Here is an 18,637-nt window from a genome sequence, read left to right on the forward strand (position 1 = left end):
AGCGCATGGAATCCCATACACTTTTTTACTTAATCTGTAAATACGGCGGCAATTGTTGCAACTGCTCCTTATCCTTTTCACGTTCTCTACGTGCCCATCTAAAGAATACATAGCCTATAATTGTACCGTACACTATTTCCTGGACAATTTTCATTATGATACCACCAGTTTGCTGATCTTGTACGACTGGCATCCAGTGCAAAAATTCTGGTCCCGTTATATTTAAATCTGATAAAGTGCCCGCTGGTACACATAGTTCCATCGCTTTCATCCAAGCAGCCGGATCCGTATACGTTGCAAATAACGGGGCTGTCGCAAAAATGATTAACGCACATGCAGGCGTTAATAATATGCCGTTAGCAAACATATAACCAAGTTTCTTTATATCACTTAACGTTTGATATTCTGGTAATGGATTTAACATCGGCCACCACATCATGATTGCTGTAAAAAACAATATAGCGAGACAAATAGGATGAGCTATTTGACTTTGTTTTACTGTATCAAAAACAACTGGTAAATGATAAAAAGAAAACAGGCCGTTAAATACAAACAACGCAATAAGTGGTTTAGCAAATGCCTTTAATATAATTTGAACGAACTTAAAAGAAGTAATGTAACGATATAACCAAATTGGTATACCAAGCAACAGTAACGGTGGAACTGCAATATACATGACTGCCATTTCAAACATATGAGCACTAAATATAATATGGCCAATTAAATCAATAGGCCCTCCCTTTACAAAATATAAAAGAACAATACCAGTCGTAAAATAAAAAATTTGCTTCTTACTTACCTTCGTCGCATTTTCAAATCGCATTCTATATGGTCCAATAATTAAGAAGTACCCAATAAGAATCGAAAGCATAAATAATAAAAAGATTGGACTCCATAAAGCCTGAAAACCAAATATCCACAAGTTACTCATTTTCACACCTGCCTTCGTAAGGTTATCTCATAATATGAAGAGGGAGCTGTGACAACACAAGCTCCCTTATTTTTCACTTTTCAAATCCACACAATTGTCATAAAAGCTAAAATTGTAATTAACCCTATTAGCAGACCAGAGTAAAGAAAGAAACTTGCTGCTTCATGTCCTTTATGACTCATATGCATAAAATAATACAATTGAAAAATTACTTGTACCACTGCTAATAGTAAAATAAACGGTACAGAGAAAATCGGACTAAAAGTTTTTGGATACGCCACTGCTACAAATGCAACTAATGTTAAAAAAATCATTAATGCAAACGTAATAACTTGATGCCTCATTTCCTCCGCACTTTTTCTCTTCCGATAAACAAGATCAACTTTAGGATTATTCGTTTGCTTTATCGCCATTGTTTATCCCACCATTCCCATTAAATATACTACAGTGAAAATAAACACCCAAACTACGTCAATAAAGTGCCAATAAATCGATGCAACATAAAACTTCGGTGCATTGTATAAATTTAGACCTCTCTTCGCATTTCTAAAGATTAATGTTAAAATCCAACATAACCCAAACAATACGTGGAGTCCATGTGTACCAACAAGAGCATAAAACGCAGAGCCAAAGGCACTACTTCTCATAGTATGCTTAAATTCATGTGTATAATGATAAAACTCATATATCTCAAATCCTAAAAACCCTAAACCTAGCAATACTGTTACTAGTAACCAAAGCTGCATTTTCTTAAAGTTAAAGTTTTTCATGTGATACATCGCATATACACTCGTTAAGCTACTCGTTAATAAAAGCATCGTCATAATGAAAACGAGTGGCATTTGGAACATCTCTTGAGATGTTGGTCCACCATTTGTAGAATTCTTTAACGCTAAATATGTTCCGAATAAGGAAGCGAACAACACTGTTTCGCCTCCAAGAAATAACCAAAAACCGACAAACTTATTTTTCCCTTCAAGGGTTGCTTTTTCAGGCTCTGCTGGAAATGTTTCATTCGTTAATTTTTCATCTACATGCATTATGCCTTGCCCCCCTTATCCTCTAAATCTTCTTTATGAATATGATACCCATGATCATCAATTACTGAACATAGGAACATTGTGCCAAATGTAATGATTAAACCAATAATTGCTACTAATAACCAGAACTTATCTTTTCCGCCCTGCATATACATCGCACCAAATGCCGCTATAAACAATCCGAAAGAAATGACAAATGGTGAAAACGAAGGATTTGGCATATGAATATCACCAACTGGTTCCGCTGCTGTCATTTCTTTATTACCTTCACGTTTTTCAATCCAAAACGGATCTAATCCGCGAACAAATGGTAATTGTTTAAAGTTATATTCTGGTGTCGGTGCTGGCATTGTCCATTCTAATGTACGTGCATCCCACGGATCACGACCAGCTTTTTCTTTTGATACTGTTGTTTTAATTACATTGAATAGAAGAACAATCGTTCCAAGAGCCATAAACACCGCTCCGATGGAACTAATCATATTCCCCATTTCCAACCCTTGCCCTTCAAGATATGTGTAGTAACGGCGTGGCATACCAATCAAGCCAAGGAAATGCTGAATAAAGAAAGTTAAATGGAAGCCGATAAAGAATAGCCAAAACGTTATCTTTCCTAATGTTTCATTTAATACTTTATTAAACATCAGTGGCCAATAATAATGAGCTCCTGCAAGTAAACCAAATACAACACCGCCAACGATTACATAATGAAAATGCGCTACTACGAAATAGTTATCATGAAATTGATAATCAGCTGGTGCAGATGCTAGCATAACCCCTGTAACTCCACCCATTACGAATGATGGAATGAAAGCTACTGCCCACATCATTGGTGTCGTAAAACGAATACTTCCGCCCCACATTGTAAAGAGCCAGTTGAATATTTTGATACCAGTCGGAACCGCAATCGCCATTGTTGCAACTGAGAAAATAGCATTAGCAACTGGACCAAGTCCAACAGTAAACATATGGTGCGCCCATACCATAAATCCTAAAAATCCAATTAATACAGTCGCAAACACCATCGATGAATAACCAAACAATCGTTTTTTCGAAAATGTTGCGAAGATTTCTGAGAATATTCCGAAAGCTGGGAGTATAAGAATGTATACTTCTGGATGACCGAAAATCCAGAATAAATGCTCCCATATAATTGTATTCCCGCCCAATGCCGGATTAAAGAAACTTGTTCCAAATAAACGATCTAACATTAAAAGTCCTAATCCTACAGTTAACGGCGGAAAAGCGAATAATATAAGCGAAGATGTTACAAATGTTGTCCATGTAAACATCGGCATACGCATATACGTCATTCCTGGAGCGCGCATATTAATAATGGTTACAAGGAAGTTAATTCCTCCAATTAATGTACCAATACCTGAGATTTGCAAGCCGAGTACATAGAAATCAACACCATGACCTTTAGAGGCTAAAGCTAAAGATGCATAAGATGTCCATCCTGCATCAGGTGCTCCACCTAAAAACCAACTTAGATTTAAAAATACTCCACCAAAGAAAAATAACCAAAATCCGAGTGAATTCAAAAACGGGAACGCTACATCACGTGCACCAATTTGAAGTGGTACAGCGGCGTTCATAAATGCAAACACGAGTGGCATAGCTGCGAGGAAAATCATTGTTGTACCGTGCATCGTTAATACTTGATTATAAGCATCCCCAACAAGAAAAGCGTTGTTAGGAATCGCTAATTGAAGGCGAATAAATAGAGCTTCTATTCCGCCTATTACAAAAAACAATCCACCTGCAATTAAATAGAGAATGGCAATCTTTTTATGGTCTACTGTCGTTAAATAATCCCATATGACAGCACCCATCCCCTGTTTTTTTGCTACAGAACTCACGTTTTCAACCTCCCCTTCGCGAATAGTCCCTCTTTACTTTTCAACTTTTAACGTTTGTAAGTATGCATTTAATGCATCAATTTGATCATCCGTTAAGTTGCCATATTTGCCAGTCATTTTGTTTCCTGGCTTCATATTTTCAGGATCTTTCAGCCATTTTTTTAAGTTTTCTTCATTGTTTTCGGCAATACCGGCAACCATATCGCGATCCGCAAAGTTTGCTAAGTTTGGTGCGATACGAGCGGAAGGTGGTCTACTATCATTAGATCCAACTGCGTGACAACCAATACAGCTTTTATTAAATATTTCTTGGCCCTCTTGCGCCTTTGTTGAAGCTACTTCTTTCTTCCCATCAATCTTCTTCATATCAGCAAGCCATTTTTTGTACTCGCTTTCATCTAAAGCTTTCACTTTAAATTGCATTAAAGAATGTGATGGGCCGCAAAATTCTGTACAAAAACCATTATAAGTGCCCGATTTATCTGCCTTTAACCACATTTTGTTCACATTGTCTGTATTTGTATCCATTTTCCCTGCTAAAGATGGAACCCAAAATGAGTGTTTAATATCGGCACCCTTCAAATTTAAATACACTTTCTTACCTGTGGGGATGACCAAATCTTGCGAAGTTACTATCTTTTCTGATTTATAAGAAAATTCCCACCAATAAAGATTCGCTGTTACATCAACAACGATAGTATCTTTATCAATATTCTTTTTCTCCATCGCACTTACATCAGCAAGTTTGAATGTATATGTAACTGTTGGAACAGCTAAGATTAGTAAAAGAATAATCGGAATAACTGTCCATATAATTTCTAGCTTGTGATTCCCTTCAACTTGCTCTGGAATATAATCTTCCTGACCTTTCTTTTGTCGGAAACGCACAATTACATATAAGAAAATAATAGTAACTACTAGTACTACTCCTACCATGATTGCACTCGCCAGTAGAAGTAAATCATATTGCATTTTTGCTACTTCTCCTTGCGGAATTAAAGTAGATTGAAAGGCTTTACCGCATCCCCCTAACAGTAAAGCCAGCAGTGAAACGAACGAAAGCAGTCGCCACTGTTTCTTCATACAAACAACCCCCACTTTCCTTGTGAATTAGATTGTACTTTATAGTTAAGTAAAGTAAATCTCAACGTAAAGAAATCCAATTATGTCGTTGTCTTAGAAGAATGTAACTACAATCATTGATACAAATAAGATTGTTAAATAATTTAGGGAATAAACAAACATTTGCACGGACCATTTGATGTCATCTTTCTTACGGAAGCCATAAAATCCTAAAACGATCCATCCGATGTTAAGCAGTGTTGCAATTACCATAAATGTTATCCCTAGTCCACTCATATAAAATGGTAGTGGTAATAAACATACTGTCCAAATCATAATTTGGCGTTTCGTAATTTCAAATCCATGAACTACAGGAAGCATTGGAATTCCTGCATTTCGATATTCATCAACACGTTTCATTGCTAATGCAAGGAAATGTGGGATTTGCCAAATAAACATAATTAAAAATAACATCCAAGCAATTGGATGGCCTAAAGATGGATCGATTGCTGCCCATCCAATTAAAGGAGGAACTGCACCAGATATACTACCTACAACAGTATTTAGTGTATACTTTCTCTTTGTCCATAAACTATATAGAACAACATATGTGAAAGCACCAATAAATCCCATTAAGACTGCCATTGGTGTTGTTAATAATAAAAATACAAAACCAAGAAGTAATATGACTAGTCCAAATGTAAGTGCAAATCCTGGTTTATACTTTCCAGTAACCGTTGGACGGGTCTTTGTTCTTTCCATTAATGGATCGATGTCTCGATCAATGTAGTTGTTTAAACAACATACCCCTGCCATAATTAATCCTGAACCAACGATTGTAAAGAATAACTTATCCAGATTGTCCATTACACTTAATCCATTAAAGTGTAATGCCAACCAAAATCCTGTAAATACAGTAAGTGTATTTGAGTTTACAATCCCCATTTTAACGAGTGCTTTTAAATCTTGTAACCGAGTTGTTTCCGGTACACTTGTAACAGCGGACTCATCATGCAGCTCACTTGTTGCATGGTTCATCACTCTAACCCCCTCTTAAAACTTTCATCTTTCTTTTTGCGCCTATTTCAAATGAAATAATTCGCTTCTATATAGCAATATTATTACAGTAGAAACATTGTTAACCCATTCTACTACTAATCTACGCCCATACTCCAATATATTAAATCATATTTCCCGAACATTTTGTGAAGAAAACATGAACTTTTTGTGTCGAATATAAAAAACTTCATTCTGACTTGTCCTTATCATAACATGATGTTACCTTCTATAATAAACTATTTTGTCCTATTTAACACGTATTCTCCCCATTTCTTTTCAAAATAGCCTATTTTTCACCCAAAATTTTCCTTGCGAACCCTGTTTTTACACCTATTTTCTCTCCCTTTCCTTCCCCCTCCATTTCTTTGCTATTTTATTATTTTTTATATATCATAGGAACTAGCGCGTTTTATTCTATACATAATGGAATGAAAATATTTCGCAATAACTTCATAGCAGAAAGATGGTGAAAGAGATTGCAACGCTTTATTAAATGGTTAGCAGTCATTACAAGCCTTGATTTATTAATAGTTTTATTAGGAGGCGCTTTAGTTACAAAAACAGGTTCTGGTCAAGGTTGTGGTAAATCATGGCCACTTTGTAACGGTGAATTTGTTCCATCTAATTTATCAATGGAAACTATTATTGAACTTAGCCACCGATTAACATCAGGATCAGCTGGAATTCTTGTCACTCTACTTTGTATTTTGTCCTGGAAATATTATAAACATGTGCGTGAAACAAAAACGTTAGCAATTTTATCCTTCGTATTTTTAGTTGCACAAGCATTAATGGGAGCAGCAGCAGTTGTTTGGGGACAAATGCCAGCTGTACTAGCTATCCATTTCGGTATTTCCTTAATTTCATTTGCTTCTGTCATTTTATTAACGTGTCTTATCTTTGAAATTGACCAAAAATTTGATGCACGTTCACTTATTATGGACAAAAAAATGAAATTTCATATTTATGGTGTAACAATTTACAGTTATATCGTCGTCTACACAGGTGCTTTAGTACGTCACGAACGAGCTAGCTTAGCCTGTCCAGACTTTCCTTTATGTAGCAAAAACAGACCTATGCCAACTCAACTACATGAATGGGTTCAAATGGGCCATAGAGTTGCAGCGATGTTAATTTTCGCTTGGATACTATACGCGATGATTCTCGCTATTCGCCATTACAAGCAGCAATCTGTAGTATATTGGGGATGGATTATTTCATTTATCCTTGTTACACTTCAAGCTGTAGTAGGAGTTTTAGTTGTATTTACAAACGCTAGTTTAGCAATGGCATTGTTACATTCTCTATTCATTTCTTGCTTGTTTGCCGTACTATGCTATTTAGTTATGCTGGGAACAAGAAGTAAAGTGAATGCCAAAGAAGCCGAATCAACTTCTAAACAAACAAAATAATTTAAAACTAAAATCCCTTGCCAATTCGGCAAGGGATTTTTTGCAATAAGAAAAGAGCTGTATTTACACAGCTCTTTTCTTATTTTAGTGATCTAATTCAATAAGTAAATCACCCGTTTGAATCGCATCACCATCGTTAACATATACTTTCTTCACTTTACCATTGAACGGCGCTTGAACTGTCGTTTCCATTTTCATCGCTTCTGTAATTGCCATAGAATCGCCTTTTTTCACTTCGTCGCCTTCTTTTACAACTACTTTAATTACCGTTCCTGGCATCGTTGCACTAATATGATTTGGATTCTCACGGTTTCCTTTCACACGTTGTGCAACTGTTGCTTTTACACTCTCGTCTTTCACGATAATTTCACGTGGTTGACCGTTAAATTCCAAGTAAAGAACACGGTTTCCATCCGACTGAGGTTCTCCAATTGATACTAGTTTAACCATCAATGTTTTACCCTGTTCAATTTCTACATCAATTTCTTCACCTAGTCTCATACCATAGAAGAACGTCGGTGTATCAAGTACAGATACATTTCCATAAAGCTCAGCAACTTTTTCATAATCCATAAATACTTTTGGATATAAAGCATATGCTACTACATCAAAAATCGTTACTTCGCGTCCAAGTTTATGGAATAATTCTTCTTTTAACGCTTCGAAATCTACTGGCTCTAGTAATTCACCTGGTCTTACTGTTAATGGCTCTTTCCCTTTTAAAATAATCTTTTGTAATTCTTTCGGGAAACCACCGTACGGTTGACCTAAATCACCAGAGAACATTTCAACAACAGACCCTGGGAAGTCCATCGCATGTCCACGCTCTAAAACATCTTGTTCTGTTAGATGGTTTTGAACCATAAATAATGCCATATCACCAACAACTTTTGATGATGGTGTTACTTTTACAATATCTCCAAACATGTCATTCACACGGCGGTACATTACTTTCACTTCATCGAAGCGATCTCCTAAACCAACCGCCTTCGCTTGTTGCTGAAGATTACTATACTGCCCACCCGGCATTTCATGCATATATACCTCTGTATGAGGCGCATTCATACCACTTTCAAACGGTGCATAGTATTTGCGTACATCTTCCCAATAGTGAGATAGTTTTTCTAAAGAATCTATATTAACATCTGGTTGTCTTTCGTTTCCGCCTAACGCATAGTATAGCGTGTTCGCACTTGGTTGTGACGTTTGACCAGCCATAGAACTCACTGCTACATCGACGATATCAACACCTGCTTCAATTGCCTTCGTATACGTTAATATACCATTTCCACTCGTATCGTGCGTGTGCAGATGAATTGGAATCGACACTGTCTCTTTTAATGCAGAAACTAAATCATATGCTGCATTTGGTTTTAGTAAGCCCGCCATATCTTTAATACCTAAAATGTGAGCTCCTGATGCTTCTAACTCTTTTGCTAAATTTTTATAATAATTTAAATCATATTTACTACGCAGTGGATCATGAATATCCCCTGTGTAGCACATTGTTGCTTCTGCAATTTTACCAGTGTCTCGTACAGCGTCAATTGCAACTCTCATGCCTTCCACCCAGTTTAAACTATCAAAAATACGGAATACATCAATGCCTGCTTGAGCAGAACATTCCACAAATTTTTGAATTAAATTATCTGGATAGTTTTTGTATCCAACTGCGTTTGAAGAACGAAGTAACATTTGGAATAACACGTTCGGCATTTTTTCACGAAGATCTAGTAATCGTTCCCATGGATCTTCTTTTAAGAAACGATACGCAACATCAAACGTTGCACCGCCCCACATTTCCGCTGAGAATAGGTTCGGTAACATTCTCGCTGTTGGCTCCGCAATTTGATGTAAATCTTTTGTACGAATACGAGTTGCAAGTAATGACTGGTGTGCATCACGGAATGTTGTATCCGTTAAAAGTACACGTTTTTGATCCTGTACCCATTTTACTAATCCGTCCGCTCCACGCTCGTCCAAAATTTGTTTCGTTCCATTTTGGATTGGCTCTGAATGTTTTAAACATGGAATACGAGCATCTGGGAATATTGGTTTTTCTTTTTTCCCTACTCCTGGGAAACCATTTACTGTTACTGTACCAATGTAATTTAACATTTTCGTTCCACGGTCTTTACGTTTCGGGAACAAGAACAATTCAGGTGACGCATCGATAAATGAAGTATCATATTCTCCTGATAAGAAGTTTTTATGCTTTACTACATTCTCTAGGAATGGAATATTTGTTTTAATACCACGAATACGGAATTCTTTTAAGTTACGTTCCATTTTTGCAGCAGCTTGCTCAAAAGTAAGTGCCCAAGTTGTAACTTTTACAAGTAAAGAATCGTAGTACGGTGTAATAACTGCACCTTGGAAGCTATTTCCTGTATCAAGACGCACACCAAAACCACCACCTGATCGATACGCCATAATTTTTCCTGTATCCGGCATAAAATTATTTAGCGGATCTTCAGTTGTTACACGAGATTGAATTGCAAATCCATGTACAACTACTTCCTCTTGCTTCGGAACACCTACCATTTTGCTATGTAATGAATGTCCATCCGCTATTAAAATTTGTGATTGAACAATATCTACTCCCGTAATCATTTCTGTAATCGTATGTTCTACTTGAACACGTGGATTTACTTCAATAAAGTAAAACTCATCATCTTTTACAAGGAATTCTACTGTTCCTGCATTTAAATAGTTTACATTTTTCGTTAACTTCACAGCAGCATCACAAATACGCTGACGCAGATCATCTGAAAGTGATACACTCGGTGCAATTTCTACAACTTTTTGATGACGACGTTGTACAGAACAGTCACGCTCGTATAAATGAACAACATTGCCTTCTTCATCTGCTAAAATTTGTACTTCTATATGTTTAGGTTTTTCAACGAATTTTTCGACGTAAACTTCATCATTACCAAAAGCTGCTTTCGCTTCTGATTTCGCTCGATTATATGATTCTCCTAATTCCTCACTAGTACGCACAATACGCATACCACGACCGCCACCCCCAAGGGATGCTTTAATAATAATCGGGTAATCATACTTTTCAGCAAATTTTTCGACTTCTTCTAATGAATTTACTGGACCATCACTACCAGGTATAACTGGAATTTGTGCTAGCTGCGCTTGTGTTCTTGCTTTCACTTTATCTCCAAACATATCTAAATGCTTACTTTTCGGACCGATAAAGATAATTCCTTCTTCTTCACAACGTTTAGCGAATTGAATATTTTCTGACAAGAAACCATATCCAGGGTGGATTGCATCTACATGATTACTTTTTGCAATCTCAATAATGCCTTCAATATCTAGATAAGCATCAATTGGTTTTTTTCCTTCCCCAACTAAATAGGACTCATCGGCTTTATAGCGATGATAAGAACCACTATCCTCTTTAGAATAGATTGCAACTGTTTTTAATCCAAGTTCCGAACAAGCTCGAAACACACGAATTGCAATCTCTCCACGGTTAGCTACCAATACTTTTTGAATACGTTGCAGCTTTGTCATGATTTTCCCCCTCTACTTTCCTACCACTCTAGAGATAAAATATATACACACCTTAAAAAGCGTGAAGTTCTTCACTTTCCACATTATATTATACTTAGAAAGCTTCACTTTATTTTTATCCATCATACCTTATTTTCTAACAAATGATAAGTTTTCTGTGCAATTTGTTTCACAAAAATAGTATAGCATACCTCTTCCTTTTCTAACAACTTAATTGTATATCACATTTAACTTAATGTGATATACCTTTTAACTGAAAGAGAAATTAGTACATCATATTTAAAACTACTTAAAAATAAAAAACACATCATGCTCTAAAGCACAATGTGTTTTTATTTTACAACTACAAGATGTGGTCCATTTTGTTCTCTTTCTTTCATTACACCATTCTGTTGTTTCTCTTGTCGTTTCACGTGACTAGCAATATTAAGTAGTATTCCCATTGCAAGTAGATTAGCTATTAAAGAACTTCCACCATAACTAATAAACGGTAAAGGCACTCCAGTAAGCGGTATTAATCCAGACATACCACCAACATTAACAAAAGTTTGTACTCCTATTAAACTTGCAATTCCGATTGCAATTAAACTTCCAAAAGGATCGTTACATTTTTGAGCAATCCTGAATGAACGAATAATAATAAGTAGCAAGCAAATTAAAATAATAGCTACACCAATAAAACCTAATTCTTCAGATATAATAGCCATAATAAAATCTGTTTGAGGTTCTGGTAAATAACCATATTTTTGCACACTATTTCCTAATCCTCGACCATTTAGCCCTCCTGAAGCAATTCCAATAAAAGAATTTACTAATTGGAATCCATCATTCTGAGGATCATTGAATGGATCAAGAAAAACTGAAAAACGTGCCTTTTGATATCCACTTAATTTATAATTAGCCAAAAAATATAGAGCTGGAATCCATACTATAGAAGTTAAAACAATTCGTTTAATCCATAAATTAATCCTTACTCCTGAACAAAGAAACATAATCCCTACTGTTCCTGCAATTAACAAATCGGTACCTAAATCATTTTGCTTTAAAATTAAAAACATTGCCATTCCAACAAAACCAAGTGTAAGTCCCGACCCTTTAAAAACAGGTGTATTTGTTTCTTGTCTCCTTGCAAAAAAGCGAGCTAATATAATAATAATCGATAATTTAACAAATTCAGCGGGCTGTATACCTAATATCCAACCTTTTGCACCATTTATTTCCTTACCAAAAATCAAGGCTGCTGCTAGTAAAGCAATACTCCCTAGCCCCATCGCCGATAAAATTATTCGTTTTCTCCAAAACTTATAAGGTAACGAAGCTACAATTACTAACAATACCGTTCCAATAGCTAAAGTTATTAATTGTTTTTTAAAAAAGTAATTTGCCGGCCAGTTATGCCTCGAAATCGCAACAATGGAACTAGAACTATATACCATTATTACTCCCAGCACACATAAGATAACAAGAGGAAGTAATAATGAATAATCCATTGATTTCCATACTTTTTTCATTTCATTTCCTCTTTCTGTTTCAATTTAATTATTGTTGTATTCCATATGTACATTGATTCTTCCTGCTTTATTATACAAATAAAAAGCTCAAACTAATTTAGTTTGAGCCCCCTTATTTGAACCCGTTATTGTTGTTTGTTTGTAAATGCTTCATGAAGTGCAGATAACTCACGTTCGAGCTCACCTAACATTGCTTTCCCTTGTTCTTCTGCAATAAGACCAAGGCGAACCGCAAAATCGACCTCGCGGGATAGTCCAAACATTTGTGTGTCTAACACTTCTTCATATAATGGACATTGCGGCATTGTAAGATGGTCCATTTGCACCTTAATAAGTCTTAAAATCTTCTCTGCATCCGCTTGTAGAAGGGCTAGTGCCTTTTCCTGATGATTTGCTACTGTCTCAGACGCCAAATTGATTCCCTCCGTTTCCGTCCTACTCTCCTCTATCCTATCTATTAATATTAGCGATAGTTTTAATAAATTGCAATAGAAACATTTTTTGTGACAACAGTGTCTAATACTATTATACTGAAAAGTGGGAGTATAACACAAATGGGGGAACAACAATGAGCGAAATTTTATTTATTAACGGAAAAGTACGTTTTCCAATCACTATTGATCCAACTGTTTGGATCTTTGATGATCGAAAAGTAGATTTGACAACTTACTTTGATGAAACTAGAGAAAACACGTCTGAACTAGAAACTTATTTAAAAAACACTTCAGAACATTGGGATCGCGAAATCCGTGATGGTGCCGCTTTTCCTCCAATACAACAAAGTGTGAAGAAATATAAAAAAGAACAGCTGATTACTGGAACATTTGGTATACCATTTCATCCATTTCTTGCTAACGCTGAAATTTTAGAGGACGCTAGGCAAGTTGAAATTGAAACGGTAGATCATACAATGACACTTCCATTAGAAACTGTCAAAAATGCTATACTAGGCTTTTCAAAAGAAGGAAAACCATTAAAAGAAGACGGGCCTGTTCATCTCTATTTCAATGATGGATCTAATCAACAAAATCCAATCCGTAACATCCGTAAATTTACAATTATTTAAAGAAAAGGAGTGAGCTTAAGCTCACTCCTTTTTACAATAAATCTGCTGCTAGTTGAGCTAAATTAGATCGCTCCCCTTTAACAAACTTCACATGACCACTAATACGCTGTTCTTTAAACTTCTCTACAACATATGTTAAGCCATTATTATATTCATCTAAATATGGGTGATCAATTTGCTGAGGATCTCCCATCAATACAATCTTACTCTTTTCCCCTACCCTAGTTAATATCGTTTTCACTTCATGCTTTGTTAAATTTTGTGCTTCGTCAATGATAATGAACTGATCTGGAATACTTCTCCCGCGTATATAAGTAAGGGCTTCTACTTCAATCGAACCCATTCCAGCTAAAATAGCATCTAACTCTCCTGGCTTTTTCGTATTAAATAAATACTCTAGGTTATCAAAAATTGGCTGCATCCATGGTCTTAACTTTTCTTCTTTTTCTCCTGGTAAATAACCGATATCTTTTCCGACTGGAACAATTGGTCTTGCCACAAGTAATTTTTTATATAACCCTAAGTCTTCTGTTTGCATAAGTCCCGAAGCTAACGCAAGTAACGTTTTTCCTGTGCCGGCTTTCCCCGTTAACGTTACAAGCGGAATATCTTCACGAAGCAACAATTCTAATCCCATAATTTGCTGCACATTTCGTGGTCGTATCCCCCACACTTGTTCATTGTGAAAAATAAGTTTCTTTACCTTCTTACCTAAGTGATCCACAATGCCAAGAGCAGAACTAGAGCCCCCTAATGCATCTTTCATCACTACAAACTGATTTGGGTAAAAAGGATGATTCGCAATTTCAGATAGAGGCAATTCACCTTTCTCATAAAAATAATCCAATTGTTCTTTTGATATATATCCTTCTAAAAAGCCAGAATATATATTTTCTACTTCAATTACGCGATCACTTAAATAATCTTCAGCCTTCAAACCAATTGCATCAGCTTTTACCCTTACGAGCACATCTTTACTTACCAAAATAACAGACTTCCCGTCCTCTTTTTCCTGTTCTTCTAAAGATAGATTTTTTGCTACAGCTAAAATTCGATTATCATTTGTTTTTTCTACAAAAATATCTTGTAGTTGCACGAATGAACGATGGTTCAATTCAATACGAAATGTTCCGCCGTTTTCTAGCGGGATACTTTCATGCAGCTTTCCTATTTCACGAAATTTATCTATTAACTTAGATACATAACGAGCGTTTCGTCCTACTTCATCCATATAACGTTTTTTCGAATCAACCTCTTCTAATACAACTGCTGGAATCACTACTTCATTGGTTTCAAATGAAAAAATAGATAAAGGATCCTGCAAAAGTACATTCGTATCTAACACATAAATTTTATCCAACCTGTTACCCCCTGACTCCACTTTTAAATTTGTAGAACAAGGGTTTCATCCATACAATATGGACGAACCATTGTTATAATTATATGTACCGTGTAAACGAGGTAGAATCGAAAATCATAGTCATTAAACCTTTTATTTATTCTTTATTCATTTCTATTCAATATATTACTTTTTATTATAATTATTAACGTTAAATCACAATAACCGATTACAAAAGTGAATAAACGAATTTCCTATTTAGCATCTTTATAATTCTCTTATCCCTACTAACACTTCATTATCCAGCTTTTTCGCTGCCCGAAGATCATATGTTTTTTCATATGTTGGTTCAATTGCAAGTTTCGCTCCATAAAACATAACATCACGCACTTCTTGCACATTTACTTCTATTACAGTTAATTTTAGAGAAATACCTTCCATTCTATCTGTCAAAATTTCACCTGCACCACTTATAGAAAATACGGATTCATTCGCCATTATAGTCAATACCACACCTGTATTATGCCGTATATTTTCCACAATACGTGAACGTTGATCTACTGCAAATCGAATACTAGTTTTACTCACTGCATACACCCAAGAAATAGCACTTACGTTAGGAACTTGCTTTTCGAAATCTGTCGTTGCTATCATAACAATACACTCTTTACGCAACGTTTGTACTAAATCCTCTGTTAAGGTAGGCTCTACTACATTCGCCATATTTTCACCTCCAAACATACTTGGTATATCCTTATCATAACTTATTTTTTGAATTGCGAAAATATTATTTTTTCCCACTATTATTCAAAAACATTATACTTCCATGATATACTTATACTGATAGAATTCGTATTGAGGTGACGAAATGAGAGTCAAATGTATGATTTGTGATAAAAAAGATATGTTAGATGATGAAAATCCTATGGCAAAAAAACTGCGTAATCGCCCTATTCATACATATATGTGCATGGAATGTTCGGAACGAATTGCAGAGCGTACAATGGAACGTCATGCAAGTGGTAATTTCCGATTATATCGTGATAAAAAAATCGAAGATGATTGGTAAAATGTAAATAAGTCCTTACTCATATAGATAAGGACTTATTTATATTTTTCTGGTTCACGATTCATCTGATCCAAAAAACAATCAATGGCTTCTAACGGAAACCTTGCAGATTTCCGTTCTCCATTCATTTCATATGTAATTAAATACATTTCCTCGTTCTTTTCGACTTCAACATTTCTTAATTTATGTTCTTCATATATCATATTTTGAAATAACAAATATGTTTCTTTTGCAGCACTATCATCTGGGCGTGCTTCCGCAACTGTTTTAATTGTTAACCAATTATATAGTGCATCTTGTACTGAACGCATGAAAACTCCCCTTCCTTATCCTGCTTTTTGTTGTTTCGCTTGACGCAAACGCAATCTATAAATTCCAAGTACAATTGCCGCTACAACAAGTCCTTCTCCAACAGGTAAAAACACAGCAAAAAAGGTTAATACTGTGCATCCAATTGCTAATGATATGTATATCACAATATTTTTTAGTACAGACAACTTTCTAGCAAACCCTAAATTATAAACGAGAGCACTTAATATAATAATCGTCCCATAAAGTAACCACATTCCTAACTCTGGATTTTCATCTACCTTACACAATTTTGCAAAAAAAGACATCCTTTCTAACACACTCTTCCCCCCTAGCAGTAAAATGCAATTTTCTTTATACACTTAATACAAGAGTAACTCGCAAAAAAAATACTGTCCACAAAAATGAGTAAATATTCTAAAAAATAAACAAAATAAAAAAACAACGCCCTTTATAAAGGGCGTTGTTTTTTTATTTTTACGCTTCGACAGATTTCTTTTTCTTAGCAGCTCTTTCGCGCTCACTCTTATCAAGAATCTTTTTACGTAGACGAATTGATTCTGGAGTTACTTCACAGAACTCGTCATCGTTTAAGTACTCTAATGATTCTTCTAAAGTCATTAGGCGTGGTTTCTTCATTGTTGAAGTTTGATCTTTCGTCGCAGAACGAATGTTAGTTTGTTGTTTCATTTTCACAACGTTAACTGTTAAGTCATTCTCACGAGTATGTTCTCCTACAATCATACCAGCATATACTTCTGTACCTGGTTCAACGAAGATTACACCACGGTCTTCAACTTGCATAATACCGTATTGTGATGCTTTTCCTGTTTCAAGTGAAACTAGAACACCTTGACGACGTCCACCAACTTGTCCAGCGTGTACTGGTTGGTAGCAATCGAATGTATGGTTTAAAATACCGTAACCACGAGTTAATGTTAAGAATTCTGTTGTGTAACCAATTAAACCACGTGCTGGAACCATGAAAGTAAGGCGAACTTGACCGTTTCCGTTATTCACCATATCTAACATTTCACCTTTACGTGCACCCATAGATTCCATAATAGAACCAGTGTATTCTTCAGGTACATCGATTTGTACACGCTCTACAGGCTCACATCTTACGCCATCAACTTCTTTAATGATTACTTCTGGCTTAGATACTTGTAATTCATAACCTTCACGACGCATGTTTTCAATTAAGATAGATAAATGTAGTTCCCCACGTCCAGATACGATCCACGCATCAGGAGAATCTGTATTATCTACACGTAAACTTACATCTGTTTCTAATTGTGAACGAAGACGCTCTTCAATTTTACGAGATGTAATGTATTTACCTTCACGACCTGCAAATGGGCTGTTATTTACAAGGAACGTCATTTGTAGTGTTGGCTCATCAATACGTAATAATGGTAACGCATCTTGATGTTCAACTGGACATACTGTTTCACCTACGTTAATGTCTTCCATACCAGAAACGGCTACTAAGTCCCCTGCTTTTGCTTCTTCAATTTCTTGACGTTTTAATCCCATGTAACCGAATAATTTCGTTACGCGGAATTGCTTCACACTTCCGTCTACTTTCATTAAAGCAACTTGTTGTCCAACCTTCATTGTACCGCGGAATACGCGACCAACTCCAATACGTCCAACGTAGTCGTTGTAATCAAGAAGTGCTACTTGGAATTGAAGTGGCTCTTCGCTGTTATCAATTGGTGCTGGAATATGTTCGATAATTGTATCGAATAATGATTTCATATTCTCTTCTTGATTTGCTGGGTTTGAATCTAAGCTTGCTGTTCCGTTCATTGCTGATGCAAATACAACTGGGAACTCTAATTGATCTTCGTTTGCACCAAGCTCAATGAATAAGTCGATTACTTCATCAACTACTTCATCTGGACGAGCGAAGTCACGGTCAATTTTGTTTACAACTACGATTGGAGTTAAGTTTTGCTCAAGAGCTTTCTTTAAAACAAATCGTGTTTGTGGCATACAACCTTCATATGCATCAACAACAAGTAAAACACCATCAACCATTTTCATGATACGTTCTACTTCTCCACCGAAGTCAGCATGACCAGGTGTATCTAAAATGTTAATTCTTTTATCTTCATAGTGAATCGCTGTATTTTTCGCTAAAATTGTAATACCGCGTTCTCTTTCTAGATCATTTGAATCCATTGCGCGTTCTTCAACGTGTTCGTTCGCACGGAAAGTCCCCGCTTGACGTAATAACTGGTCAACAAGTGTTGTTTTACCATGGTCAACGTGGGCAATAATTGCTATATTACGTAAATCTTGTCGTTTTTTCAACATGTCCAACTCCTAATGTCTTTTTAATCCTTCTCTATTATAAGAGCGAAGGGGATACAATAGCAATTAAAATAAAAGCAAGAATGAAAATATAGTTGTATTCTTACTTTTGTGAAAGTAAAATGAG

Annotated in this window: 17 protein-coding genes; 3 read left to right on the forward strand and 14 right to left on the reverse strand. The window is 35.8% G+C overall.

Going from position 1 to position 18,637, the window contains the following annotated elements; genetic code table 11:
• Positions 1-25: 25 nt before the first annotated feature.
• From ctaG to ctaB, 6 genes are all read right to left on the reverse strand, one after another.
• Positions 26-931 carry a cytochrome c oxidase assembly factor CtaG gene (gene ctaG / locus ACS2CR_RS13400; protein ID WP_000069022.1) on the reverse strand — a complete coding sequence of 302 codons (906 nt, stop codon included), beginning with the start codon at positions 929-931 and terminating at the stop codon, positions 26-28.
• A gap of 80 nt (positions 932-1,011) precedes the next feature.
• On the reverse strand, positions 1,012-1,344 hold the full coding sequence (gene ctaF / locus ACS2CR_RS13405; protein WP_000985706.1) for a cytochrome c oxidase subunit IVB: 333 nt from the start codon (positions 1,342-1,344) through the stop codon (positions 1,012-1,014).
• Positions 1,345-1,347: 3 nt separating this feature from the next.
• On the reverse strand, positions 1,348-1,971 hold the full coding sequence (ctaE, locus tag ACS2CR_RS13410; protein ID WP_000557861.1) for a cytochrome c oxidase subunit III: 624 nt from the start codon (positions 1,969-1,971) through the stop codon (positions 1,348-1,350).
• On the reverse strand, positions 1,971-3,806 hold the full coding sequence (ctaD, locus tag ACS2CR_RS13415) for a cytochrome c oxidase subunit I (protein WP_153602506.1): 1,836 nt from the start codon (positions 3,804-3,806) through the stop codon (positions 1,971-1,973). The genes ctaE and ctaD overlap by 1 nt, the downstream gene beginning before the upstream one ends.
• Positions 3,807-3,866: 60 nt before the next feature.
• On the reverse strand, positions 3,867-4,916 hold the full coding sequence (gene coxB / locus ACS2CR_RS13420) for a cytochrome c oxidase subunit II (protein WP_000745268.1): 1,050 nt from the start codon (positions 4,914-4,916) through the stop codon (positions 3,867-3,869).
• Positions 4,917-5,009: 93 nt separating this feature from the next.
• Entirely contained in the window at positions 5,010-5,933 is a 924-nt protein-coding gene (gene ctaB / locus ACS2CR_RS13425) for a protoheme IX farnesyltransferase (RefSeq protein ID WP_001015056.1), read from the reverse strand.
• A gap of 497 nt (positions 5,934-6,430) precedes the next feature.
• Here ctaB and ctaA point away from each other — a divergent pair, with 497 nt between their 5' ends.
• A complete protein-coding gene (gene ctaA, locus ACS2CR_RS13430; protein ID WP_001188747.1) occupies positions 6,431-7,366 on the forward strand; it encodes a heme A synthase in 936 nt (311 codons plus the stop codon).
• Positions 7,367-7,450: 84 nt separating this feature from the next.
• On the opposite strand, the gene pyc is transcribed toward ctaA, so the two are convergent.
• The 3 genes from pyc to ACS2CR_RS13445 all read right to left on the reverse strand — a co-directional run bounded on the left by pyc (position 7,451) and on the right by ACS2CR_RS13445 (position 12,821).
• Positions 7,451-10,897 carry a pyruvate carboxylase gene (gene pyc / locus ACS2CR_RS13435; protein ID WP_000164088.1) on the reverse strand — a complete coding sequence of 1,149 codons (3,447 nt, stop codon included), beginning with the start codon at positions 10,895-10,897 and terminating at the stop codon, positions 7,451-7,453.
• Between the two features lie 332 nt (positions 10,898-11,229).
• The gene (locus tag ACS2CR_RS13440; protein ID WP_000758413.1) at positions 11,230-12,408 is read right to left on the reverse strand and encodes an FtsW/RodA/SpoVE family cell cycle protein; all 1,179 of its coding nucleotides are present in this window, start codon (positions 12,406-12,408) and stop codon (positions 11,230-11,232) included.
• 125 nt (positions 12,409-12,533) lie between these two features.
• Positions 12,534-12,821: a YlaN family protein gene (locus ACS2CR_RS13445; protein WP_000135694.1), complete on the reverse strand. Its 288-nt coding sequence runs from the start codon at positions 12,819-12,821 to the stop codon at positions 12,534-12,536.
• Positions 12,822-12,976: 155 nt separating this feature from the next.
• Here ACS2CR_RS13445 and ACS2CR_RS13450 point away from each other — a divergent pair, with 155 nt between their 5' ends.
• On the forward strand, positions 12,977-13,474 hold the full coding sequence (locus ACS2CR_RS13450) for a hypothetical protein (RefSeq protein ID WP_001289807.1): 498 nt from the start codon (positions 12,977-12,979) through the stop codon (positions 13,472-13,474).
• 31 nt (positions 13,475-13,505) lie between these two features.
• Here the strand turns inward: ACS2CR_RS13450 and ACS2CR_RS13455 are convergent, their stop codons facing one another.
• On the reverse strand, positions 13,506-14,834 hold the full coding sequence (locus ACS2CR_RS13455; RefSeq protein WP_000358083.1) for a PhoH family protein: 1,329 nt from the start codon (positions 14,832-14,834) through the stop codon (positions 13,506-13,508).
• A 246-nt stretch (positions 14,835-15,080) separates the two neighbouring features.
• A complete protein-coding gene (locus ACS2CR_RS13460; protein WP_000024597.1) occupies positions 15,081-15,536 on the reverse strand; it encodes a pyridoxamine 5'-phosphate oxidase family protein in 456 nt (151 codons plus the stop codon).
• Positions 15,537-15,681: 145 nt separating this feature from the next.
• Between ACS2CR_RS13460 and ACS2CR_RS13465 the strand changes: the two genes are divergently transcribed.
• Positions 15,682-15,882: a YlaI family protein gene (locus tag ACS2CR_RS13465; RefSeq protein ID WP_002082250.1), complete on the forward strand. Its 201-nt coding sequence runs from the start codon at positions 15,682-15,684 to the stop codon at positions 15,880-15,882.
• 35 nt (positions 15,883-15,917) lie between these two features.
• Here ACS2CR_RS13465 and ACS2CR_RS13470 read toward each other — a convergent pair whose 3' ends face one another.
• The 3 genes from ACS2CR_RS13470 to typA form a co-directional block, all read right to left on the reverse strand.
• On the reverse strand, positions 15,918-16,193 hold the full coding sequence (locus tag ACS2CR_RS13470; RefSeq protein ID WP_001258147.1) for a hypothetical protein: 276 nt from the start codon (positions 16,191-16,193) through the stop codon (positions 15,918-15,920).
• 15 nt (positions 16,194-16,208) lie between these two features.
• A complete protein-coding gene (locus tag ACS2CR_RS13475) occupies positions 16,209-16,511 on the reverse strand; it encodes a YlaH-like family protein (protein WP_000893662.1) in 303 nt (100 codons plus the stop codon).
• A gap of 157 nt (positions 16,512-16,668) precedes the next feature.
• A complete protein-coding gene (gene typA, locus ACS2CR_RS13480) occupies positions 16,669-18,513 on the reverse strand; it encodes a translational GTPase TypA (RefSeq protein WP_000914762.1) in 1,845 nt (614 codons plus the stop codon).
• Positions 18,514-18,637 lie beyond the last annotated feature (124 nt).

The organism is Bacillus cereus group sp. BceL291 (assembly GCF_051776705.1).
Lineage (GTDB): Bacteria > Bacillota > Bacilli > Bacillales > Bacillaceae_G > Bacillus_A > Bacillus_A cereus.